The following is a 24447-nucleotide window of genomic DNA, read 5'->3' as shown; positions in this document are numbered from 1 at the left end:
TTAGGGAACCTAACATCTCCATTGTTTTTATGGGTATAAACGATTTAATAATCTTGGGAACGGTGCAGTTTCTCTGACGTGCTGAACGCCTGAGAACCATGCGACCGCGCGCTCCAGACCAAGTCCGAAACCTGAGTGCGGCACACTTCCGTATTTACGGAGGTCCAGGTACCACTCGTAAGCGTCAATGTTAAGTCCCGACTCCTCGATACGGGCTTTCAGCTCGTCGTAGTCGGAAATACGCTCACTGCCTCCGATAATCTCACCGTAGCCTTCAGGCGCGATTAAATCGGCACACAGTACTGTACGCGGATCTTCCGGGTTTGTACTCATGTAGAATGATTTAATTTCTTTCGGATAGTTAACGATAAATACCGGTTTGTCGAAGCTGTTCGCAATTTCAGTCTCGTGCGGAGAACCGAAGTCGTCGCCCCAGTTAATATCGTCGAATCCTTTTTCGTGCAGTAAATCGATTGCATCAGTGTATGAAATACGCGGGAACGGTGCTTGAATGTTTTCCAATGCAGTTGTGTCGCGACCCAGCGCTTCTAAATCAAGTTTACAGTTTTCAAGTACATTTTTAGCTAGGTACTCAACGTACTGCTCCTGTACTACAAGGCTGTCTTCGTGATTGTAAAAAGCCATTTCCGGTTCGATCATCCAGAACTCGATTAAATGACGGCGTGTTTTTGATTTCTCGGCACGGAATGTCGGTCCGAAAGTAAATACTTTACCGTGCGCCATCGCAGCTGCTTCAGCGTAAAGCTGACCGCTCTGTGAAAGGTATGCATCTTCGTCGAAGTATTTAGTATGGAATAATTCCGTTGTGCCTTCAGGTGAACTGCTTGTTAAAATCGGTGAATCAATTTTCTTAAAGCCGTTCTCGAAATAAAAGTCATACGTGCTCTTAATAATCTGGTTTCTGATGTTCATTACAGCATGTTGTTTTCTTGAACGCAGCCATAAGTGTCTGTTATCAAGAAGGAATTCAGGGCCGTGTTCTTTCGGCGTGATCGGGTATCCTTCAGCACTCTGGATAATTTCAATACCTGAAACTTCCATTTCGTAGCCGAATGAAGAACGTTCGTCTTCTTTAATAGTCCCTGTCACGTACATTGACGTTTCCTGGTGTAATCCTTTAGCAACGGTGAAAAGTTCTTCATCGTTTGCTTTAACAACGACACCCTGCATAAAACCTGTGCCGTCACGGAGCTGAAGGAACTGTAATTTCCCGCTGCCGCGTTTTTGCAGCAGCCATCCGCCGATTGTTACTTCCTGACCTGAATATTTGGGTGCCTGGTTAATAGTGATTTTCATAACTTAATACATCCTTAGATTTTAGATTTTTCTTCAATAAATTCTTTGATGCGTGATACAGCATCGTTAAATGTTGCTTCATCCAGCGAGTAGCTGATACGTGCGTATTCCGGCGTACCGAAGCCCGAGCCCGGAACGAATGCAACATGTTTTTCACGCAGTACGTCTTTGACGAATTCGTCCACCGTATCGTAGCCGCATGCTTCTGCACAGTTTTTCATATGCGGGAAAAGATAAAATGCGCCTTCCGGTTTAACACATGTGACATGCGGTAATTCCATAATTTTTGCATATGCGTTGTCGCGGCGTGCTTCAAAGATGGCACGGTACTTTTCAGTAGATTCAGGAGCCATTTCATATGCCGCAATTGCACCGTACTGTGCCGGTTCTGCAACGCTCGTTGTAGATTGTGATGTCAGTGCCGACAGCGCAGCGATAAGCTCCGGTGCGCCGCATGCGTAGCCGACTCTCCAGCCGGTCATGGCGTGCGATTTGCTTACGCCGTTGACGATAATCGTCTGTGCTTTAATTTTATCATTTAATGACGCGATGGATACTTGCGGTTCCCCGTATGTAAGGACTTCGTAAATCTCATCCACGACGATAATGATATCTGTCTCTGCAAGAACATCGGCAAGTGCCTGAAGTTCATCTTTAGAGTACACAGACCCTGTCGGGTTGTTTGGAGTATTTAACACCAGCATTTTCGTTTTTTCTGTAATGTGCGCTTTTAAAATTTCCGGTGTCAGTTTAAAGTGAGTATCCTCTGTTGTGACTGCAGTAACAGGCTCACCGCCGACCATTTTAACCTGTTCAGTGTAGCTGACCCAGTATGGTGCAGGAACGATAACTTCGTCGCCTTCATCAAGCGTTGCCAGGAAGACGTTATACAGCACCTGTTTTGCGCCGTTGCCGACGTAAATTTCATTCGGTGCGTATGTCAGATTGTTGTCGCGCGCCATTTTTTTAACGATTGTTTCCCTTAATTCCGGGAGTCCGGCAGATGCAGTATATTTGGTGTGGCCTGCTTTTGCAGCCTCGTAAACAGCATCGATAATTTCATCCGGAGTGTTAAAATCCGGTTCTCCTGCCGACAGACTGATTACATCAACGCCCTCAGCTTTTAATTGTCTTGCAGTATTAGTAATTTCTATCGTTTGGCTGGGTGTAATCGACTTTACCTTTTTTGATAATTCCATGCTGCAGGCTCCTAACAATTATGTTTACTTTATTATAGACCAAAAAGCAGTGCTTTAAAAGTTTCTCTGGTGTCATGAATCACATTTTCTTCAGGGAAATATTTTAAAAATGCATTTTTATACGGTTTTGTCATAATCCGGTCGTCAAACAGCAGTACGACGCCTTTATCTTCACTGCTCCGCTTCACGCGGCCGATGATTTGTCTGAAATGAATCACGGCTTCCGGCAGATCCGTCGTATAAAAATCTCTGAAACTGTCACCTTTCGGTACAGGGAATGGCAGTTTTGTCAGCATCAGCGCCTTATCTTTATCGCTGACGAGATTAATGCCTTCCGTGAACGTATACGTCCCGAGCAGGAGACACTGGCTCAGCTGGTTGTACTGGCCGAGCAGTTTTTCATTATTTGAGTTATGAGACTGACGGAGTACAGGGATTTCATCGAATAATTCAATGTCTTCTGTAAAACTGTACACCCTGTCCAGCAGTTCATAATTTGAAAATATCACGACGAGCTTCGAGTTCGTTTCGCTTAAATACAGCGCGATGTAATCGAGAATATCAACAATATAATCGTCGTCTTTCACATCATAGCTGCTGATATCATTCGGGATAAAGAGCTTGATGTCGCTGTACATCGCAGTGTTGTTCATAATCGTCGTCTTAAACTCGTAATCCCCGAACCAGTATTTTAAATGCTTAAAACTGCCGTGCACTTCGAGCGTGCCTGATAACAGAATCTGGCACGGAATCGAACGCAGTGCATCCGCAAGCGTATCGAGCACGTCCGTCCGGATCGTCACTTCCGACTTTTGGAAGTTTTTGCTGCTTTTAATATGATAATCATCATACGCGAGTGCATATCGCAGATTTTTCAGCGACGCATCGAAATAATGCATGTGATTATACAGCGCCTGATAGTTATCGGTACCGCGTATCGTACTCAGGAACATATCCGTAAATTTCACGAGACTGCCGAGCGTTGCGAGTGCATCGTCAATCTTTTTCCATGACAGCTGTTGGAACAAAAGATCGATATTTTTATTTAAATTAATGACGATATCTTCAAGAAGATAAAGAGATACCGCACTGTTGGTTTTACTGTAGCTTGCAAGCAGTCTGTCCTGATTGATCAGCCCCACCTGCCCGATAAAGAACTTCAGTTCCGGATAGTTAAACGTCCGGCGTTCTTTCAGATCGAGAGCCTGTTTCAGCTGATGCGCTTCATCGATAATAAGCGCCTGAATGCCTTCAAGATTATTGAGGCAGTCATTTAAGAAGTAATGATTCGTCACGATAATCGGCACTTTCTTCGCGTTGGATAATGCGCGCTTAAAGTAAAAGTGGTGTTTGCCGTCCCCTGCCTGAATCAGCATCGTTTCATAATAGGACTTCTCCGGACCGCGGAGATTTACTTCCGACAAATCCCCCGTTTCTGTTTCAACGAGCCAGACGAGCATGCGCATTTTCAAAAAACAGATTTCCGGATTCGAGTCATCGAGCTGCAGCAGTGCTGTAAATGCATTCAGGTCGATATAATTCAGTCTCCCCTTCAGGAGCGCAAACGGCGTTTCATACGACACGACTTTCCGGAGACGCATCAGCGATTCTTCAATCAGCTGGTTCTGCAGAATTTTACGCGACGTTGAGACGACGACCTGGCCGTCATAAGCCGAATAGTAGCTGAGTGCAGCAATCAGAAATGCATCGCTCTTGCCGAGCCCGGTATACGCTTCAATCGCATGATACTTGCCGTCGACCAGAGAATCATAAATTAACAGCGCAAGCCGGTACTGATCTTCCCGGTATTCGTTTCCTGTCATGCTTAAATATTTATGATAAAGATCGTGTACTGTAATTGATTCGATGTTTTTATGTGTCACTTCTGTCTCTTTAATATAAAACTGGTTGTAGCTGATAATATTGTCGTCATTATCGTTTGTATACCTGTTTAATATTGAAAAGATTAAATCGGTTAAACTGGTCCGCATCATCTTCGACAGATGATAGATCTTTATCAGCGTTTCACGGTGCATACTGATTATCTTCTTAATGACAACGATCAGTACTTCGGCTGTTGCGTATGCATCTTCATCCGCACGGTGCGCCTGCGACAGTTCAATGCCGAGATGTTCTGCCACCAGATGCAGCTGATACCCTGCCACAGACGGCAGAAAGATACGGACAAGTTCGACCGTATCGAGTGTGTGTACCGGATTATATGCCAGCCCTGCGGATTTAAATGCTGACTGGAGGAACGTCAAATCAAAGTCGACGTTATGTGCAACGAAGACCGCATCATCAAGCTGATTTTTAATATCTTTTGCAACATCTTTAAACTTCGGTGCGCCGATCAGCATGTCTGAAGAAATATTCGTCAGTTCACGGATAAACGGTGACACAGTTGTTTCATCACTTAAAAAAGTATTGTACTGTCCGGTAATTTTAAAATTACGCACGAACGTAATACTTAGTTGAATGATGTTGTCTTTTTCCAAATTATTGCCAGTCGTTTCCAAATCGACGACTGCGAATGTTTTATTTAACATTATATCACCAGGTTAAATTTCAATATCGGCACTGATTACCTTATGTATGTTGTGGTCCCTGTCCAGTATTACCAGGTAACCTTCATCAGTAATGTCGAGAGCTTTGCCTCTCAGTTTTTCTTTGACAGTCGTAATTGTGAGTTCACGGTTAAAAATAATCGCCTGCTCAAGCCAGTCTTCTTTAATTGAGCTGAATGATGTGTTTAAAAATTTATCATAGTAATACTCTATTTTCCTGAATAATACACCGGTAAACTGATTTACATCAAATTCCTCATCAAGTTCGCCTGTAATGGACGTCGCTGTTCCAAGTGACTCGGTGTCAGCTGACGGATTAATATTGAGGCCGATGCCGCAGACAATCGTTTCAACGATATTATCCGCACTGATGACTTCTGTTAAAAATCCGCACACTTTTTTATCGTTGATAAAAATATCGTTCGGCCATTTTATTCCACTTTTCAGTCCGGTTGATTCACGGATTGCATCACTGATTGCGAGCGACATGAATAAGTTGAACACAATCATTTCCTGATTGGTTATGTTCGGACGCAGTACGAGTGACATATAGAGACCGGTTTCTTCCGGTGACAGCCATTCGCGTTTAAAGCGTCCGCGTCCGTCCGTCTGATGACCGCTTACTATTACTATATTACCATCATACTGATCTAAAATCCTGAATGCGTGATTCTGTGTGGAATCGATCGTATCTTTGTAAATCAGGTCGTCGAACAGCTGTGAATGCTGTACGGTGCCGGCGAGCAGCGACTCGTTGATTCTGCCGGAAGGCTCGACGAGCCGGTAGCCTTTATTCGTGACAGCTTCAATATTGTAGCCGTCCTCTTTTAACCGCTGGATATTTTTCCACACAGCGGTGCGTGACACACCGAGCATTTCAGCGAGCTTTGCCCCTGATAAGTAATTACCTTCCATCAGTAAAGACAATATTTCCGTCTTCGTTTTTGACATGTGATTTCACCCAATTAATTATTTCTGCTTCATTGTTGATAAGATTTCCGAGCAGCACTTCCTGTTCAATCATATCGAGACACTCGCGGAGCCACGGACCGCCCCGTGCATTTAACCCGCTCATTAAGCTGTTGCCGTTAATGTCGAGGTCACTGCGGTTTTTGAGTATAAGGTCCGGCTGTGCGCTGACAGCTTTCTCCAGAAGTTCAATATGTTCTGTATCAAGCAGTTCGTTTAATCTTATTATATCATTTACGCTGTTTAAAATGTCTGTCTCAAAGCGGTAAGCGATAAGCTTTTCATTTGTCTGCTCTGTCAGTGCACCGATTACCTGTAGCGACGCTTTAATTTCAGCTTTCTGGCGGTTGGATAATTTAAGTTTACTCAAATGCTCTTTCAGACCGCTGTCTTTATAAATATGAACAGCAGCTTCCTGCCCGAGAGATTCGGCAGCTGAATTCACGTACCGGTCTCTATCGATATGTTTAAAGAACGGCATGTATTTGAGCAGTCCTGTCTGTGCAATCATCTCTTTTGCACTTTTAACATTAATACCGCGGTACAGCTTTTCAAGCTCTGCAGTAATCCGTTCAACCGCAACGTAATCAAGCGCCGCTGCATGTTCTTTAATCGCCTTCTGTGCATCCAAAGAAAGCTCAAAATCAAGCTGTGACATAAAGCGGACCGCACGCAGCATGCGGAGCGCATCTTCATCGAAACGCTCCTTTGCAATACCGACGGTGTTTATCAGTTTATTATTTAAATCTTTAATGCCGTTATGCGGATCATACAGCTCCATAGCGGAAGTCATTGCCATCGCATTAATTGTAAAATCCCTGCGGCTTAAATCTTCAGTCAGATGCTGCGTGAAATAAACATTGTCGGGTCTCCGGTGATCGGTGTACTCACCTTCAACGCGGTACGTCGTCACCTCAAATGGAATATCATCCATTAACACGATTATCGTCCCGTGCTCTTTACCGACGTCGATTGTTTTTTCGAATAAATTCTCAATCTCATCAGGAAGTGCATTCGTCGTAATATCGACATCGCTCACGTCACGCCCGAGCGTGAAATCGCGCACTGCCCCGCCGACGAAATAGCCTTCATAATTATTCTCTTCAAAGCGCTCAATAATCTTCGCGCCGGTTTTAAATAGATTCTGTTCCGTCATTATCTGCACCCGCCAAAAGCTTAGTATATAAATTTTCGTATTCAGTGACAATGCTGTCCATGTTAAAACGTTCTTTGACATCTTTCAGCATGTCCGCCTGCATTTCTTCGTACAATGCATCGTCTTTAAACAGCCCGATTAAGTGCTGGGCTGCCTGTTTGTAGTCGCCGATTTCAACGACGTATCCTGTTTCTCCGTGCTGAATTACTTCTGAAATTCCGCCAGCTGTCGACCCTATTGGAATCGCACCGCAGTACATTGCCTCAAGCATTGCAAGGCCGAAACTTTCCTTGGCACTGAGGAGCAGGAACGCGTCGCTCAATTTGTAATAAGAACTCACGTCAGACTGCTGTCCTGAGAAGTGAACGCGCTCTTCAATACCGAGCTCCTGAACAAGCTGTCTAATGGTATACATATCGGGACCGTCCCCTACCAGCACGAGATGGCAGTCGATTTCTTTTGATGTTTCGTGGAAGGTGCGTACAATGTCATCCACATTTTTTATTTTTCTGAAATTCGACGTGTGCATCAGCACTTTCGCACTATCAGGAATGTTCAGTTTTTCTTTCAGTTCTTTTTTAATATCCATTCTGCTGTCCGTGTTAAAACGCGTTTCATCGACGAAGTTGTATACCGTCTGAATGTCGCTCTCCGGTTTAATCAGCTGATACGTCTCTTCAGTCAGACTGTTGCTGACAGACGTCGCAATATCGGAATGATCGATGCCGAATTTTATCGCGCTGACCAGTGACATATCGTGGCCGAGCACAGTAATATCCGTCCCGTGCAATGTTGTGACGATGCCGACATCTTTCTTCTTCGACATCTGTTTTGCCAGGATGCCGCAAACCGCGTGCGGAATTGCGTAGTGCATATGGATAACATCTAAATCGTAACGGTCGATGACCTCTGATATTTTACTCGATAAAGTAATATCGTACGGCGGATATTTAAAAACGCTGTAATCGTTAACTTCTGTACGATGCGTGTATATATTATCATAATTATGCTCAAGCCGAAACGGTACACTCGATGAAATAAAGTGCACTTCGTGCCCGCGGCGGGCCATTTGAATCCCAAGCTCAGTTGCGATGACGCCGCTGCCGCCAACACTTGGATAACATGTAATTCCGATTTTCATAATCATGCACCTCTAATGTGAATAGTATCGTTAATTAATATTAATTATAATGAATATCCCTGTATAAGGGAAATGAATCTGTTTACAAAAACGATTAAAACCGTGAATGCGCAGGTTTTGTCAGATGATTATTGGTTGGGAGTTCTATGAGCGCTCTTCATAGGAATCCGCAACATCATCCAGCCCGATACCCCCCCGCTCATCCGACCTCAAACACCAAACATCAAACACACCCCGCCAAACATCAAAAAGCAGCCGCACCACCCGTGAGGGTAATACGGCTGCTTCATATTCAACTATTAGTTTGAGTTTCTTGCGATCATAATAAAGCGTAACAGCTCGGCTACAGCTACTGCTGTTGCAGCAACGTATGTCATTGCAGCGGCGTTCAGCACTTTCTTAGCGTGGCGGTATTCTTTACTGTTCACAATGTTGAGTTCTTCGATCTGGTTCATTGCGCGTCTTGATGCGTCAAATTCCACAGGCAGTGTTACTAACTGGAATAATACGGCGAACCCCATTAATCCGATACCTGCCCATAATAGCATTTCACCAAGTCCGCCGCCTGCAGCGCTTTGTGCTGCTGTCAGGATAATACCGGCAATAATCAGGAAGTACGAGAAGTTGCTTCCTAATTGTGCAAGCGGGAACAATGCTGATCTGAAGTTTAAGAACTTATAGCCGGTTGCATGCTGGATTGCATGGCCGACTTCGTGTGCGGCTACTGCTGTGCCTGCAACGCTCGGGTTATCGAAGTTGCCGGGAGATAGTACGATTTTTTTGTTTTTCGGATCGTAGTAGTCTGTAAGGACACCTTGACCGCGTTCAACTGTTACATCGTAAATTCCATTTTCCCGGAGGATATCTTCTGCAACCTGCTGGCCTGTAAGACCGCTTGTCGAGCGTACTTTGGAGTACTTGTTAAATGTTGATTTAACGTTCATCTGTGCAAGCATTGGTACAACCATTAAAATTACAAAATAGATTATAAGAGTCAAGTTTGTCCCTCCGTTTGGTTCATAGTACTATTTTACTAAACTGTTTTTACTTTAGTCAATTATTATGTCTACCCGCGAGCTTATAAAGCAGCACGAGCACAATAACTGTCAGCCAGAATGCAAGATAGCCGATTTCCGCTGCGTGCGGGTGCAGGTTTCCGTATTTCGGATACTGCATGTAGACGTAATCGATAAAATCATTATGAAACAGCCAGATTGCTGTGACGTAAAAGTGCCACGGTTTAATTTCAATATAAGGCAGGAACATAAATGCCATCAGCGCCATCGCAGCGTGCGATGCAATCAGCATTAAACCGATCCATGAAACAAAGCCCATGTCGATAAAGTTCCAGATGTTCATAATTACAGCCCAGACACCGTATTTTATCAGTGTCGTAAATGCGAGTGCATCGATCAGGCCGAATTTTTTATTGAACAGTATTAACAGAATCAATATGCATAAAAACAGCGTTGCTGTCGGACTGTCCGGAACGAACGGATAGAAATACCACGGTGTAATGGACAGCTGGCCGCCGTACCATATATAGCCGTAAATCGTACCGCCGATGTTGCAGACGAGCAGAAAGACAAGAAATATTCGATTAAACATCAGTTTATATAAGTTATATATCATCATTTCACCTATAAGAAGACCCTTCTGTTTCCAGAAGGGTCTTTATTGTTATTCTGCTGATTCTTCAGTGTTAGCTGCTTCATCTCTTGAAGTCAGTTCCAGGCCTGCAACATATTCAGAAATTGCTGTAATTTCTTCGTCTGTCAGCTGGCCTTCGAATGCCGGCATGTTTTCTGTACCGTTTCTAACAAATGCATCAACCATTTCCGGTGCAAGTTCAGGCTCGATTAAGTTCGGACCTGACCCTCCGGCAAGCTCACCACCGTGACAGCTCGTACAGTTAGTACGAATCAGGTCGTTAAAGACAGGGTCTTCTGCATCTAAGTTGGAGAAGACGATCTGACCTTGCTGAGCCTGCTGATCCCAGTCGTGATACGCTACTGATTCCCATGTAGTATAGAAAATAATACCAACCGCAATCAGCATCATTCCTGTAGCTACAGGACGCTTTTTCCAATGACGGTCTTTTTTGCCGTCAAGCCAAGGTGCAAGTAATAAAGCACCAAAAGCAATACCAGGAATAATCATGGCACCGACAATGTTGAACGGACCTGAAGCGTATGTGTATTTAAGAATCTGATAAAGGAAAAGGAAATACCAGTCAGGTAATGGAATATAACCTGTATCAGTTGGGTCTGCCATACGCTCTAGAGGCGCCGGATGCGCAACAGTCAAGCATAGGAAACCTATTAAGAATACCGCTCCTACCAGCCACTCTTTGAGCAGGTAATCCGGAAAGAACTCCTCTGTACGACCAGGGAATTCTGAATAGTCACGATTTAATTTTGGTTTGTCATACTTTTGAATTCGTGAGTCACCGACAAAAGTGAGACCTTTACCGCGTTTCATATAGTTACCCTCCCCTTATAGTGGTCCTGAAATACCTTGTCTACGTATTAAAATAAAGTGAATTGCCATTAATACAAATAGTGCAGCAGGCAGGAAGAATACGTGGATGGCAAAGAACCTTGTAAGTGTCTGAGCACCAATAATTGTCGAATCACCTGCGAGAAGTGTCTTAATCCATTCTCCAACGAACGGTACACTTTCTGCAATATCCAAGCCTACTTTAGTAGCGAATAATGCTTTCATGTCCCATGGCAGTAAGTAACCTGTGAATGCAAGTCCAAGCATAACTGCGAATAACAGCACACCTACGACCCAGTTTAATTCACGCGGTGACTTATAAGCACCTGTAAAGAATACTCTGAGAGTATGTAAGAACATCATAACTACTACTAAACTTGCACCCCAGTGGTGCATACCTCTGACAATAACACCCGCTGCTACATCCTGCTGAAGGAAGTATACAGAGTTCCAGGCATTAATAATGTCCGGCACATAATACATTGTTAAAAACATTCCAGATAAAATCTGAATTACTGTGATAAAGAACGTAAGTCCTCCAAAACAGTAGACGAAAGCTGAGAAGTGATAGGCAGGGTTAACATGCTCTGGCACTTCGTGATCGGCTACGTCTCTCCAGATCGGAGTGATGTCAATTCTGTCATCAATCCAATCATAAATACGATTTAGCATTTAGTTCCCTCCTATACCAATTCATTCTCGTGTATAGCACCAATTGTCAGGTAGCCGTCTGATTCTCCGACTTCGAACATATCAAGCGGTCCACGAGGTGGTGTTCCCGGTACGTTTTGACCGTTTTTTTCGTAAAGTCCGTTGTGACATGGACAGAAGAATCTATCCGGGTTAGCGGCATCTGTTGCCCACGAAACCGTACAGCCCAAGTGTTTACACACTGGTGACAATGCAATAATTTCATTGCCTTCGCGATACACCCAAGCGAAATCAGTTACTTCACTCACATACCAACCATCTGTTTGTTCGAATGTGAAGTCAACACTGACTGGTTCTTCTGTGATGGCATCAATCTTTACACTTGTAGTAATCATGTCACCTGCAGACGATTCCTGGAAAAGTGGATCGATTGCAAATCTTCCCATTGGCAGAATCATACCTGCCGCCATGAACGACCCAACACCCATTAAAGAGTAGTTCATAAACTGGCGTCTTGTTACTTTTTGCGACATTTTTATTTCCCCTCCTCAAACGCACATACTTTTACATATAATATAACTAGGACATTTCAATTTTAGCTCATTAAAACTAGGCGGTCAATATGGTTTTCAAATAATTGACACATGTTATAAACAGAAATGTGTAATTCTACTTTTAATTATTGATTCCACACTCCGATGATTTGTTTAATGACGCTTTTCACTTCATCGTTGATAATTGAAATTTTCATTTCGTTGTCCATGTCGCTGATCGGAATACTGTTCATTTTAATATTGTGCACCCCATCTGTTTCAAGTGCATCAAATGACAGGCTCACAACGTTTTTAAAGCCGTATTCCGTCAGCTGGTCTCTGTATGCTGCGAGTGATGAGCTGTCGCCGCCGACAGATGTCAGTGACGGTGTAATCATCAGACGTCCTTTCAACTGCTTTTCAAGCTGGATAGTGACCAGCTGAATCAGTTCCAGGTTGTTTGCATGATGCAGCAGATTGCCGTCGAAACCGATATTTACAAACGGCACAATTGCTGTATCGACAAATTCAATTTCATCTTTTAACATACGTAAGTCGCGATTATTATAAAGCACAAATACTAACCTCTTTTATCTTTTAATTTTTGGAGTTCATCTGTCAGCTCGTAAAACTTTTCTTTATCTTTTGTTACGAGCGCTTCATCGATTAGACTTTCGAGTTCTTTAATATCTTCCAATAGAATTTCATCGTTTTTCACAAGCTCTTCCGATTTCGCCTGATTGTAGCGCAGGTCATTTTTAGAAAAGATAAATTCGACGTACAGCTCATCGGTTTTGTTCAGATTGAGTTCGTGAAAAATCGTCTCGCCGTTCGCAGTCACCGTACCGTTTTTTTCGAACATCAGCGTTGGACGGTTCGTATTGCTTTCCGCAATGCGTAGCTTCCGGTCAAGACGTGTATTTGTAAATGAAATATTATGCGTTATCAGAGGATGGGATTTTATAAAATTTAAAATCCACACTGCTGTATGGTCTTTGAATTCATAATTATATAAGCAATAATTTATAAAATCTTTTTTAAAGCTCGTCTTCCTCACCTGCTATTCGCTCGTAATCCAGCTGCCATTCCGGATTATCGGGTTCTAGTTTCATTAATTTTTCAAGCATTTCTTTTCTCTTCGGATGACCGATTTCAATAAGGTAGTAGTAGAAATCAGCGTAAAACTCGGAAGATTCCCCGATAAGTGCTTCGGCATCTTCGTAATATTTCAGAGCTTTTTCATCGTTTTCATTTTCTGCTTCGATTTTCGCAAGAAGATAAATTGACTCCCCGCTCAGCGCGTTCAGATCAAGATGTTTCACATAGTCGTCGACCGTATCTGTCTCCCCTGTCTTCAGAATACTTTCAAACAGCATAAGATATGCGTCGTCGTAGTCTTCATCAAGCTCTGTTGCAATACTGAAGTTTTCAATCGCTTCTACCGGTTTGTTCTGTCTGAAATACAGACGTCCGATATGGAAGTAAATCAACGCGTTTTTATCGTTTTCACGCAGATAACGGAGCAGCGTTTCAAGTGCTTCATCAAGATTATGTTCAGTTTCATAGATGTTCATTAAAAGAATATAGGCATTGATAAAGTACGGCTCGTTGTCGATAACCTTATCAAGCAGAGTTTTCGCACGGTCGTATTCTTTTACGTTGTACTCGAGCAGCGCTTCTTTATAAAAGTCTTCATTTCCGTATGCTTCGTCCGGCACGTTATCGAAATAAGCGCGTGCATCGTCGAAGTTTAATAGATTTAAGTTAATATCCGCAAGACGCAGGCTTAAGTAAATGCCGTTAACTTCTTCCAGACCTTCGTTCAGCACAGTTTCGTAAAAGCGGATCGCTTCTTCGAGATCGCCTGTTGCATAGTACAGTTCGGCAAGTGCAAAGTCGATAATAATATCATCAGTCATTGTTTTTGCTTCGAACAGCAGTCTTACTGCAACGTCATTTAAGTTCATCTGCTGGAATATTTCCGATTTCAGCATCAGCACCGTCGGTGTTTCCGGACTGTTGTTAATCAGTGTCAGTGCATCGTCAAGACGTGATTCGTTAATGTACGAGTCGACGAGATAGCTGATGACATAGTCATCGTGGTCAACGTTGTCGTTTAAATGTAAAAACACCTGTCTTGCCTGATAGTCGAGTCCTGCCTGCTGCAGTGCATCACCGAGAAGGAATAGAGCTTCCAGTGATTCGTCTGAATGGAACTGCTCGAGACTGTTCAGTATATAATTTAAATCTTCTTCCGGATAAGACCCCTGACGGAGCTTATCGATTATACGGAGTATTTCTTCCTGCATATTACCGGTCCTTTCTTAAACCCTCAAGATCGCTTATGAATGAAGGAAACGATACGTCTATTGCGCTGTCGTCATCAATTTCAATATTAGTGTTTACTGCAAGAGCCATAACAATCAGCATCATAATAATGCGGTGGTCGTGATAGCCTTTAAACAGTTCATCTTCCTTAACTGTACCGTAACCCGGCGTTACTTTAAAGCCGTCTTTATACTCTTCAAATGATACGCCGAATTTCTCCAGTTCGGAAATGACTGCTGTAATGCGGTCGGTTTCTTTAAATCTTAATTCTTCGGCGCCGCGGACAGTGCTTTCACCGTTCGCAAATGCTGCCAGTACTGCAAGAATCGGAATTTCATCAATCAGGCGCGGAATAATATCGCCGCCGATATGAAACGGTTTTAAATCAGGTGTGTACTGTACTCTGATATCCCCGAACTTTTCTCCTGTTGAATCGTGTTCCGCAATTTCAATATTCCCGCCCATTTCCAGCACGACATCGATAATGCCGGCGCGCGTTTCGTTCAGCGAGACGTTTTCAATCGTAATGTCGGCATCTTTTGTAACTAATGCCAGCACGATTAAAAATGCTGCCGATGAAATATCGCCGGGAACTGTAACATCAGCCGCAGTAAGATTTCTGCCGCCGTTTAATTTTACAGTTGTACCTGAAACTGAGATGTCCGCACCGAACTGACCCATCATAATTTCAGAATGGTTGCGCGACTGGTGCGTTTCATGAACGACAGTTTCGCCTTCTGTAAATAATGCGGCAAACAGTATCGCACTTTTCACCTGAGCCGACGCAATCGGCATATCGTATTCAAGCGGTTTGATTACTGCCGGACGAATATTGACCGGCGGATACTTTTCATCTTTAAGAGTAATGTCTGCACCCATTTGTGACAGCGGTATAACGACGCGGTCCATCGGGCGTTTTGCGATTGCCGCATCACCTTCAACCGATGCGGTAATATTCTTAAGGCCTGCTAAGAGCCCGGTAATTAATCGTGTTGTTGTGCCGCTGTTACCCGTGTATAAAGTTTCCGCAGGAGATTTCAGGTTTTCATGTCCTTCTGAGACGACTGTAAAGTCCGTTCCGTCTCTCGTAATCTCTGCACCCAGCTGACGCATGTTTTCAAGCGTTCTGAGCGTGTCCGCGCTGATCAGCGGACGGTTGATGCGTGTTGTCCCTTTACTCAGTGCACCGAGCATCAGAGCGCGGTGTGTAATCGACTTATCTCCGGGCACGCGTGTCGTGCCTTTGAATGTTCCGTTAAGTAACTGCTTCATATGCGCTCCTTTAATGCTGCCAGTATTTTTTTGAGATTTTCAATTTTGATATCCATGACCTCAGGTGTATTTTGATCTTTAAACACAATATAGCTTATATAATCATTGCGGTGATTCTTTTTATCTTTCATCATCAGCTGCATCATTTCATCAATATCCATCTCTTTAAGAAGATTTACCGGATAGCCGTGACGCCGCATATAATCGATATGATTACCGATATTAAAATCAGTGCCGTTCAGTTCGTTTGAAATATACAGTGCTGCGATAATACCGAGCATAACCGCCTGGCCGTGAGGTATTTTATATTTGTACTCTACAGCATGAGCAAGTGTATGTCCGAGATTTAAAAACTTGCGGCTGCCCGATTCGTGCTCGTCTTCAATCACGATTTTCATCTTCGTTTCAATACCTTTGATGATAAACGCCGGAAGCTCGTCAACATCGATGCTGTCCGCAGTTATATTCACGAGTTCTTCGGAAAGTTCCGGACTGTTCAGCATCGCATGTTTATACACTTCTCCGAAACCGCTGAGCACTTCGGCACGGGGCAGTGAATCCAGAAACTCAAGATCGTAAATCACTGCTTTCGGACGGTAAAATGCACCGATCAGATTTTTGCCGTGTTCCGAGTTAATCGCAGTTTTCCCGCCGATAGCGGAATCGTGTGCGAGCAGTGTCGTCGGCACATGAATATAATCCACACCGCGGAGAACGATGCTTGCGATAAAACCGCCGGCATCGCCTGTCGCCCCGCCGCCGATTACGACAAGAAGCGAGTTCCGCTTAATGCCGGCTGCGAGCAGTTCTTCCATAGTGTGCATTAAAGGAGAAACGTATTTAAACGATTCTCCTTCTGTGACGACCAGCGGTGATTTTATAAATGATAATTTAGTATCTTTGTATATATCATATACATTCTCATCGATAATATAATATACAGATTCGTATTGTTCGGTATAAGTATTTAACCGGTTCTCCAAAATATTGCGGGCGACGTGAATTTTATAATTATTATCTTTATAGGCCGTCGAAATATCCATATTAATACTCGCTTAAACGTTTGTTGTAAAGTTCAAGTGAAGCTTTCAGATCGCCGAAATCATCGCTCGGGAACTTATCGAGAACAGCTTCTGCCACTTCAATTGCCACCATGTGTTCTGCAACAATTGATGCTGCCGGCACTGCACAAGGGTCACTGCGCTCGATTGTTGCAGTAAATGCTTCCTTCGTTTCGATGTCGACACTCATTAACGGTTTGTATAAAGTCGGTATCGGCTTCATTACTCCGCGGACAACAATCGGCATTCCCGTAGTCATACCGCCCTCAAATCCGCCGAGGTTGTTCGAGCTGCGGTAGAATCCGTCTTCTGAGTCGAATTTAATTTCATCCTGCACCGAAGAACCCGGTGTTTCAGCCATTTTAAAGCCCATGCCGAACTCAACACCTTTAAACGCGTTGATGCTGACGATGCTGCGTGCAATTTTAGCGTCGAGCTTGCGGTCGTAATGAACGTGCGAGCCTAAGCCGACAGGCGGGTTTTCAACGATAACTTCAACGACACCGCCGAGTGTATCGCCTGCTTTCTTCGCTGCATCAATTGCTGCTTCAGCTTCCCTGGTTGCTTCATCTGAAATCATACGGACGCTTGAGTCATTTGATTTTCCGCTTAACTCAGCGTAATCGTATGCACCGTCATCAGTAACCTGTCCGATTTTAGTTACACGTGATGTGATATTTATATCAAGAGCATGCAGCAATTCTTTACAGAGTGCGCCTACAGCGACACGTGCAGTTGTTTCACGTGCAGAAGAACGCTCGAGAATATTGCGAAGATCACGGTGATTATACTTCATGCCGCCGACGAGATCTGCGTGTCCCGGACGGGGCTTTGTAATAATACGTTTCATTTCTGCTTCTTCTTCTTTTGTAATCGGTTCGGCTCCCATAATCTTGACCCAGTGTTTAAAGTCATCGTTATTGACTTCCATCATGATCGGGCTGCCGAGCGTCTTCCCGTGGCGGACGCCTGAACCGAATTCGAAAGTATCTTTCTCAATCTGCATGCGGCGTCCGCGGCCGTAACCGCCCTGACGTTTAAATAGCTCTTCCTGCATACGTTCTTTATTAATTGGAAGATTGGAAGGGAATCCTTCCACAATAGCATTTACTTTTGGGCCGTGCGATTCTCCTGAAGTTAAAAATCTCATTGTAAGCACCTCTATCTGAATTATTTGTTTATATATTTATATGAAAAAAAGACTGAGTAATGTTATTACCCAGCCCGGTTTTTAAATTCTTAGTAAATCCAAGCGCTATTAGACAGGTTGTAATCTAATACTTCAGACTCGTCGAAGAATAAGTTAATTTCTCTTTCAGCACTTTCAGGTGAATCTGAACCGTGGATGATGTTTTTACCAACAGTTAAGCCGAAATCGCCGCGGATTGTTCCCGGAGCAGCTTCCTGAGGGTTAGTCGCACCAACTACTAGACGTGCAGTTTTAATTACGTTTTCACCTTCAAGAACCATTGCGAAAACAGGGCCTGATGTGATGAATTCCACAAGCTCGCCGAAGAAAGGTCTTTCGCTGTGTTCACCGTAGTGAGTTTTAGCAAGATCTTCAGAAACCTGCATTAATTTAGCACCAACAACCTTGAATCCTTTGTTTTCTAATCTTTCAACGATTGGTCCGATAAGATTTCTTTGGACACCGTCGGGTTTAATCATAAGAAATGTTTTTTCCATTATAATAAGCTCCTTAAATGTGTTTTCGTCTATTATTTTAGCATTTTATACAGTGTCTGTACAAACTAATTCCGTCTGTTTTTCAACATACCTGCAATTTCCGTTAAATAGTGTCTGACAGGGTCATCAATATTAACGATTTCAGCCTCGGCTTTCTCTATATGTTCCGTGCTGACTTCAAGCGCCCGGTCCACTGCATCGCTCTGTAATATACAGTCAATGAGTGCATCCGGATTTTCTTTCGTCACGGAATACTCTTCAAGCATTGCTTTAAATTCCGGATCGCTGTCACGAAGGAGCAGCACCGGCAAAGTATAATGCCCGTTTTTAATATCAGCAAAATTCGGTTTGCCCAGTGTTTTCGTGCTGCCTGTAAAATCCAGACAGTCATCGATAATCTGGAAACTCATGCCGATATGGTAACCGTATGAGCTGAGCTTTTTAATCGTTTCTGAATCGAGCTTCGCAGCATGGCCGCCAAGTTCAATGCTCAGAACGATTAAGAGTGCAGTTTTGCGGTAAATCTTTCTGAAATAATCATCCATCGTCTGAGATGCATCGAACTGCGTATCGAACTGAATGAGCTCACCCTGCACGATTTCTCTGATTCCTGCAGCATAAGTTTCATGAAACATCGGGTTATCAATTTTACTGACAACCTGCAGCGCTGACGACAGCAGGTAATTTCCTGTGTTGACGGCCTGGAAATAACCGTGTTCATAAAACACGGTCGGTTTGCCGCGGCGGAGTTCACTGTCATCGATAATATCATCGTGGACAAGCGTTGCCATATGGAGCAGTTCGAGACTCGCACCCGTTTTCAGCACATTGTCATAATGCGCCTCGTCCCCGAGCTTGCCTGCGAGAATCGTAAACATAGGACGAAGTTTCTTTCCCCCGGAGTTAAACAGCTCAAAACTCTTATCGTTAACTATCGTGCCATTTGGTTTAAGTTCCTTCTTAACGATTTTCTTAACACGGGATAATTCCCCTGCCATAAATTTCTTTAAAGATTTCACATTGCAGCCTCTAGCGGTTTATATCCGATATGAGTTGCTGCTGTACCAAATGTATGAGGGATTACTTTGATATTTATATATCCGTTTGTGTGCATCATTGATTTTAACTCAGCCTTCGATAAAAAGCTGCTCGTCGATTCATACAGCCACGTGTATTCCTGGCCGCTGCCGGCAATCTTCTGTCCTAAAAACGGCATAATTTTACCGAAATAAATATTAAATCCGAAGTTAATCAGTCCGTTCTCGGGATTCGATGTTTCAAGAATTACGAGCTGGCCGCCCGGCTTCAGCACGCGGTAGAATTCTTCAATTGCCTTATTGTAGTCGGGCAGGTTGCGGAGTCCGAATCCAATGGTAATAATATTGAATGAATTATCATCGTACGGCAGTTCTGTTGCATCGCCCTGTACGAGAGTAATATTTTCAATGTCCGCTGTTTTCTTAGCTGCGACCTTCAGCATGTTCTCACTGAAATCGAGACCTGTAATGTCTGCATCTTTGTTAGCGGCAAGCTGGATAGTCCAGTCGCCTGTACCGCAGCACAGATCGAGTACCTGATGCCCCGGTTTAACGAAGATTTCCTTGTTTGTCCGGTTGCGCCATATCGTATGCTGATTGAAGCTTATGATGTCATTCATGTGATCATAATCATCCGAAATTGAATTAAAGATTGTCTGAATTCTGTTTTCTGTTTGCATTAGCCTTCACCTTTTGTATTTATTATGTATGCCAGCTCCGAACGGTTCATGTTTTGAATAAAACAGCCGAGTACGTTATCGAGGTCAGACGTTACATACCCATTATCTATTAAATACAAAAGCGGTGCAAATAGCAGGTACTTTAGTTCGCTGTCGGAAACTTCAAGTGCATGTTCGTACTGTCTGGATTTTTTTGAAGACAGGTCTTTTGATATTTCGACCATATCGTGAACGACCTGCATTTCTCCGTGGTTGGCAAGCGCCGAGTAGAATTCGCTGAAATATGCGTCCCCCGTCAGTACGTGGCTTTCACGATTGTCAGCAGGCGGTACTGTGTCGAGCTGATTTAAAGCATATGTAAATAAAAGAACTGCGTCTGCGACGTATCTTTTATGAATAATATTTTTGCTGTCTGAAAAAAAATCAGTAATTTCATTTTGATCGAGCTTATTAATCAATTCGGCAAGTCCTGAATCGTTATAAGCTTCAACGGCTGAGTATTTCATAAATATCACCTTATAAATGAATAGACCTAACGTTTCAATGTTAGGCCTAGTTTAGATAAATTATTTAACTGCGTCTTTAAGTGCTTTACCAGCTTTAAATGCAGGTACTTTAGATGCTGGGATTTCGATTTCTTCACCAGACTGCGGGTTACGGCCTTTTCTTGCAGCACGGTCACGTACTTCAAAGTTACCGAATCCGATTAACTGTACTTTTTCACCATTTTGAAGTGAACCTTGGATTGATTCAAAAACTGCGTCTACTGCAGCTCCTGCTTCTTTTTTTGTAAGGTCAGCTTTGTCGCTGACAGCGTTGATTAAATCTGTCTTATTCATCTGATAGACCTCCTATAATCTGTATAATGATTTTATCATTATGTTTTGACTTTACCATACGGCCGTAGGGACTGCAACGGATTTAACCGTTTTTCCCTGTAAAAATTCAGCTGGAATTAACTTTTGTGCACACTCGTCATGAATATTGCTTCGTTATTTTCATCAACTGTCATCTCAGGTGCATATATCGGCACAATTGGTGTAAATTCATACAATACTTTGCGGATGTCCTCGCCTGTCTCAAATTCAAGGCCTTCATTTTCAATCATTAAATTCAGATCATCTCTGTAATCGATAACGAATTCCTGACCGCCGCTGTAATACACGTTCAGTTCACGGCCCGAATAAGGACTCGTTACTGTCGGATTGTCAGCGAGGTTATAATGGTCAAGATCCAGCTGATAAACGTTTGGACCGACCTGTTCACCGAGTTCCACATGCTCGCCCATACCGTTAAGGCGGAGATGGAGCGAACGGAGCTCTTCGATAATTGCAAGGTCTGCAATTTTTACAACCGGTTCGTCTTCTGCATCGAGTATAACATACTGGAACGTTCCGCCGTTCTCGTAAGCTGTAACCGGAATCTCACTTAAGTATTCGGGTACAACGCGCGTGAACTCCACCGGATATTTTAAATATTCCGCGGCATTTTCAGTTGTTTTAATCGGCAGTATACCGCCCTCTGACTCCTGGAAGTTGTCGACTGCATTCTGGACGTTCTGAATATCAGTCTCCGGAGGAATATTGCTTCCTGCACGCTGATCATCAGGATACATACATCCTGTTAAGACAAGAAGCGCCAACATGAAAGTTAAAAGAAAACCGGATTTACGCATGTGTGGATCCCCCGATGACTAAAATCATCAGCAGAAATGCGAGTATTAACAGTACCCATGCAATTAAAGAAATAATGACGCTGACGAAACGAATAGTAATAACAAACCTTGCCAGATAAATTAATACTGCTGCAAGTGCCATAAATCCGATAGAAACGAATGACACCCACATTAAGTCCATTCTTGAAATATCAAACATACATTTCCCTCTTACTATTTACTATTTTTTATTTGACTCTCTAGCAATTGTTTCAAGCCTTCTGATTCAGAAGTTTTTTCACGCTTCATCAGCGCGTTGAAAGCTTCATCTTCACTGATGCCGTTAAATAAGTAACCGTATAATACTTTCGTAATCGGCATATCGACATCGTACTGTTTTGCGAGTTCATAAGTTGCTCTCGTCGTATTGACACCTTCAACGACCATGCCCATCTTTTCTGTCGCTTCTTCCAGTGACATTCCGCCTGCAAGCATCTGGCCGCAGCGGTAGTTTCTCGAGTGCTGGCTCGTCGCTGTAACAATCAAATCGCCCATTCCTGTTAATCCGAGGAATGTCAGAGGGTTCGCACCGAGTTTTGTACCCAAACGTGCAATTTCGTGCAGGCCGCGTGTAATGACGGCGGCTTTCGGATTATCCCCGAAACCGTAGCCCGACAAAGCACCAACAGCAAGTGCGACGATATTTTTCAGCGCACCGCCGATTTCAACCCCGACCATATCATTATTGACGTACACTCTGAAGTAGTCCGTCATAAATGCATCCTGAATAACTTTGGCACCTTCTTCACGGATAGATGCTGTGGATACCGTTGTCGGCTGTTTCAGCGCAACTTCTTCTGCATGGCTTGGTCCGCTGAGCACGCCGATGTCTGTTACACGGTCTTCATCGAATACTTCTTCAAGCACCTGTGAAACGCGTTTGTATGTGTCCAGTTCAAGTCCTTTTGCAACGTGCACAACGAGGACCTTCTTATCTAATTTTTTTAACAGACCGTTCAGTTCCGTTGCAACAGCACGCATTGCATTTACGGGAACTGCGAGTACGAGAAGTTCAGCATGTGCTGCTGCTTCTTCAAGCGAGGCAGTCGCCTTAATACCTTCCGACAATTCGATATTTTTTAAATAACGGTCGTTTGTGTGTGACTCGTTTATTTCCAGGACAGTATCTTGATTTCTCCCGTACATCATTACCCGATTGTCATTATCATTTAAGACCATCGAGAGGCTTGTACCAAAACTGCCTGTTCCAATGACTGAGATGTTCATATTGATACCCTACTTTCTAATTTCTTTTGCGGGTGATGATATGGATCGGTGTACCTGTAAAATCAAATGCTTTACGCAGCTGATTCTCGATATACCTTCTGTAACTGAAATGCATCAGCTCCACGTCGTTCACAAACAGAACGAATGTCGGAGGTCCGACACTGACCTGTGTACCGTAATAGATGCTTAAACGGCGGCCTGTGGAGTCTGTCGGTGTCGGATTCATGCTGACGCTGTCTACGAGCACTTCGTTCAGTGTGCTCGACTTCACGCGCATATGACTCGATGCATACGCCTCTTGAATAAGCGGGAATAACGTTTTAAGACGGACTTTAGTCATTGCCGAGACGAAAGTAATCGGTGCGTAGTCCAGATACTGGAAGTTCGAACGGATTTCCAGTTCGAATTCACGCATAGTCTTTTCATCTTTTTCGACTGCATCCCATTTGTTGACGACGATAATAATCGCACGTCCGGCCTCATGGGCAAGTCCTGCAATTCTTTTATCCTGTTCACGTATGCCTTCTTCACCGTTTAACACGACGAGAACAACATCGGAACGTTCAATTGCGCGTGTCGCACGGAGCACTGAGTATTTCTCGGTTGCTTCGTATACTTTACCGCGCTTTCTCATACCTGCAGTATCGATTAATGTGAATGGCTGATCTTCGTATGTATATGCCGTATCGACCGCGTCGCGTGTCGTACCGGCTATATCGGAAACGATAACACGTTCCTCGCCGAGAATTGCGTTTACCAGGCTGGATTTACCAACATTCGGACGTCCGATTAAAGATACTTTAACCGATGGATCTTCTTCAACTTCTGTTTCCAGTGATTTAAAGTGCTGGACAACTTCATCCAGCGCATCTCCGAGTCCGAGACCGTGTGAACCTGAAACCGGCCACGGCTCTCCGAGACCAAGCTGGTAGAACTCGTATATTTCACTGCGCATTTCATAGTTATCAATTTTGTTTACTGCAAGAACAACGGGTTTCTTGGATTTCTGTAAAATACGCGCAACGAATAAATCGTCGCTCGTTACACCGTCTCTGCCGTTCACAATCATTAAAATAACATCTGCTTCAAGAATCGCAATTTCAGCCTGCATTTTAATCTGCTGCTGAAACGGTTCATCTTTAATTTCAATACCGCCGGTATCGATTAAATTAAAAGTGTAATTTAACCAGTCACCTTCGGCGTACAATCTGTCTCTTGTAACACCTGGAGAATCTTCGACAATTGCCTTTCTTTCTCCGATAATTCTGTTAAAAAGCGTGGACTTGCCGACGTTCGGCCGCCCTACTACTGCTACTGTTGGTTTATACATTGTTACCCTCCCTGTATGCACATTTATTTTAACACAAATAAAATAAAGAGCGATAGTATCATCGCTCTTTATTTATGAGT

26 protein-coding genes are annotated in these 24447 nt (G+C 43.5%); all 26 read right to left on the bottom strand.

Annotated elements, in window-relative coordinates; all coding sequences use genetic code 11:
- Positions 1–27: 27 nt before the first annotated feature.
- The 26 genes from asnS to der all read right to left on the bottom strand — a co-directional run bounded on the left by asnS (position 28) and on the right by der (position 24367).
- Positions 28–1317 (bottom strand): asparagine--tRNA ligase, encoded by a 1290-nt coding sequence (asnS, locus tag HNR41_RS04440; protein WP_184282119.1) that lies wholly within the window; start codon positions 1315–1317, stop codon positions 28–30.
- A 14-nt stretch (positions 1318–1331) separates the two neighbouring features.
- Entirely contained in the window at positions 1332–2516 is a 1185-nt protein-coding gene (locus HNR41_RS04435; RefSeq protein ID WP_184282117.1) for a pyridoxal phosphate-dependent aminotransferase, read from the bottom strand.
- 32 nt (positions 2517–2548) lie between these two features.
- Entirely contained in the window at positions 2549–5065 is a 2517-nt protein-coding gene (locus HNR41_RS04430; RefSeq protein WP_184282115.1) for an ATP-dependent DNA helicase DinG, 3'-5' exoribonuclease type, read from the bottom strand.
- Positions 5066–5077: 12 nt separating this feature from the next.
- Positions 5078–6034 (bottom strand): biotin--[acetyl-CoA-carboxylase] ligase, encoded by a 957-nt coding sequence (locus HNR41_RS04425; protein ID WP_184282113.1) that lies wholly within the window; start codon positions 6032–6034, stop codon positions 5078–5080.
- Complete coding sequence (locus HNR41_RS04420) at positions 5988–7208, bottom strand: CCA tRNA nucleotidyltransferase (RefSeq protein ID WP_184282111.1); 1221 nt, start codon at positions 7206–7208, stop codon at positions 5988–5990. The genes HNR41_RS04425 and HNR41_RS04420 overlap by 47 nt, the downstream gene beginning before the upstream one ends.
- Positions 7186–8349 carry an N-acetyl-alpha-D-glucosaminyl L-malate synthase BshA gene (gene bshA, locus HNR41_RS04415; RefSeq protein WP_184282109.1) on the bottom strand — a complete coding sequence of 388 codons (1164 nt, stop codon included), beginning with the start codon at positions 8347–8349 and terminating at the stop codon, positions 7186–7188. Before bshA ends, HNR41_RS04420 begins: the two co-directional genes overlap by 23 nt.
- A 299-nt stretch (positions 8350–8648) precedes the next feature.
- Positions 8649–9347, bottom strand: a complete 699-nt coding sequence (locus HNR41_RS04410) for a zinc metallopeptidase (protein WP_260399571.1) — start codon at positions 9345–9347, stop codon at positions 8649–8651.
- 55 nt (positions 9348–9402) lie between these two features.
- Positions 9403–9957, bottom strand: a complete 555-nt coding sequence (locus HNR41_RS04405) for a DUF1405 domain-containing protein (protein WP_229714915.1) — start codon at positions 9955–9957, stop codon at positions 9403–9405.
- 72 nt (positions 9958–10029) lie between these two features.
- On the bottom strand, positions 10030–10830 hold the full coding sequence (locus HNR41_RS04400) for a menaquinol-cytochrome c reductase cytochrome b/c subunit (protein ID WP_184282105.1): 801 nt from the start codon (positions 10828–10830) through the stop codon (positions 10030–10032).
- A 15-nt stretch (positions 10831–10845) separates the two neighbouring features.
- Positions 10846–11520 (bottom strand): menaquinol-cytochrome c reductase cytochrome b subunit, encoded by a 675-nt coding sequence (gene qcrB / locus HNR41_RS04395; RefSeq protein WP_184282103.1) that lies wholly within the window; start codon positions 11518–11520, stop codon positions 10846–10848.
- An 11-nt stretch (positions 11521–11531) separates the two neighbouring features.
- Positions 11532–12032 carry a Rieske (2Fe-2S) protein gene (locus tag HNR41_RS04390; protein ID WP_184282101.1) on the bottom strand — a complete coding sequence of 167 codons (501 nt, stop codon included), beginning with the start codon at positions 12030–12032 and terminating at the stop codon, positions 11532–11534.
- 146 nt (positions 12033–12178) lie between these two features.
- Positions 12179–12607, bottom strand: coding sequence for a DUF2487 family protein (locus tag HNR41_RS04385; protein WP_184282099.1), 429 nt, complete (start codon positions 12605–12607; stop codon positions 12179–12181).
- A gap of 5 nt (positions 12608–12612) precedes the next feature.
- A complete protein-coding gene (locus HNR41_RS11475) occupies positions 12613–13089 on the bottom strand; it encodes a YpiB family protein (RefSeq protein ID WP_184282873.1) in 477 nt (158 codons plus the stop codon).
- On the bottom strand, positions 13070–14341 hold the full coding sequence (locus tag HNR41_RS04375; protein ID WP_184282097.1) for a tetratricopeptide repeat protein: 1272 nt from the start codon (positions 14339–14341) through the stop codon (positions 13070–13072). Before HNR41_RS04375 ends, HNR41_RS11475 begins: the two co-directional genes overlap by 20 nt.
- A 1-nt stretch (position 14342) precedes the next feature.
- Positions 14343–15632, bottom strand: coding sequence for a 3-phosphoshikimate 1-carboxyvinyltransferase (aroA, locus tag HNR41_RS04370; protein WP_184282095.1), 1290 nt, complete (start codon positions 15630–15632; stop codon positions 14343–14345).
- Positions 15629–16675, bottom strand: a complete 1047-nt coding sequence (gene aroB / locus HNR41_RS04365; protein WP_184282093.1) for a 3-dehydroquinate synthase — start codon at positions 16673–16675, stop codon at positions 15629–15631. The genes aroA and aroB overlap by 4 nt, the downstream gene beginning before the upstream one ends.
- Before the next feature lies 1 nt (position 16676).
- A complete protein-coding gene (gene aroC / locus HNR41_RS04360; RefSeq protein ID WP_184282091.1) occupies positions 16677–17843 on the bottom strand; it encodes a chorismate synthase in 1167 nt (388 codons plus the stop codon).
- 89 nt (positions 17844–17932) lie between these two features.
- Positions 17933–18379 (bottom strand): nucleoside-diphosphate kinase, encoded by a 447-nt coding sequence (gene ndk, locus HNR41_RS04355; RefSeq protein WP_035808799.1) that lies wholly within the window; start codon positions 18377–18379, stop codon positions 17933–17935.
- A 65-nt stretch (positions 18380–18444) separates the two neighbouring features.
- Positions 18445–19398, bottom strand: a complete 954-nt coding sequence (locus tag HNR41_RS04350; protein ID WP_184282089.1) for a polyprenyl synthetase family protein — start codon at positions 19396–19398, stop codon at positions 18445–18447.
- Positions 19395–20096, bottom strand: a complete 702-nt coding sequence (locus HNR41_RS04345; protein ID WP_184282087.1) for a demethylmenaquinone methyltransferase — start codon at positions 20094–20096, stop codon at positions 19395–19397. Before HNR41_RS04345 ends, HNR41_RS04350 begins: the two co-directional genes overlap by 4 nt.
- Positions 20096–20602 carry a hypothetical protein gene (locus HNR41_RS04340; protein WP_184282085.1) on the bottom strand — a complete coding sequence of 169 codons (507 nt, stop codon included), beginning with the start codon at positions 20600–20602 and terminating at the stop codon, positions 20096–20098. The genes HNR41_RS04345 and HNR41_RS04340 overlap by 1 nt, the downstream gene beginning before the upstream one ends.
- 60 nt (positions 20603–20662) lie before the next feature.
- Positions 20663–20935 carry a non-specific DNA-binding protein Hbs gene (hbs, locus tag HNR41_RS04335; RefSeq protein WP_026858074.1) on the bottom strand — a complete coding sequence of 91 codons (273 nt, stop codon included), beginning with the start codon at positions 20933–20935 and terminating at the stop codon, positions 20663–20665.
- A gap of 116 nt (positions 20936–21051) precedes the next feature.
- Positions 21052–21771: a YphF family lipoprotein gene (locus tag HNR41_RS04330; protein WP_184282083.1), complete on the bottom strand. Its 720-nt coding sequence runs from the start codon at positions 21769–21771 to the stop codon at positions 21052–21054.
- A complete protein-coding gene (locus HNR41_RS04325; RefSeq protein ID WP_184282081.1) occupies positions 21764–21970 on the bottom strand; it encodes a DUF2768 family protein in 207 nt (68 codons plus the stop codon). The genes HNR41_RS04330 and HNR41_RS04325 overlap by 8 nt, the downstream gene beginning before the upstream one ends.
- Positions 21971–21984: 14 nt before the next feature.
- Entirely contained in the window at positions 21985–23037 is a 1053-nt protein-coding gene (locus tag HNR41_RS04320) for an NAD(P)H-dependent glycerol-3-phosphate dehydrogenase (RefSeq protein WP_184282079.1), read from the bottom strand.
- A 16-nt stretch (positions 23038–23053) separates the two neighbouring features.
- On the bottom strand, positions 23054–24367 hold the full coding sequence (der, locus tag HNR41_RS04315) for a ribosome biogenesis GTPase Der (RefSeq protein WP_184282077.1): 1314 nt from the start codon (positions 24365–24367) through the stop codon (positions 23054–23056).
- Between the last annotated feature and the right edge of the window lie 80 nt (positions 24368–24447).

The sequence above is a fragment of the Jeotgalicoccus coquinae genome (assembly GCF_014207425.1).
Lineage (GTDB): Bacteria > Bacillota > Bacilli > Staphylococcales > Salinicoccaceae > Jeotgalicoccus > Jeotgalicoccus coquinae.
The sequence above is the reverse complement of the archived record's forward strand: the minus strand, read 5'-3'. Positions and strand labels throughout refer to the sequence as shown.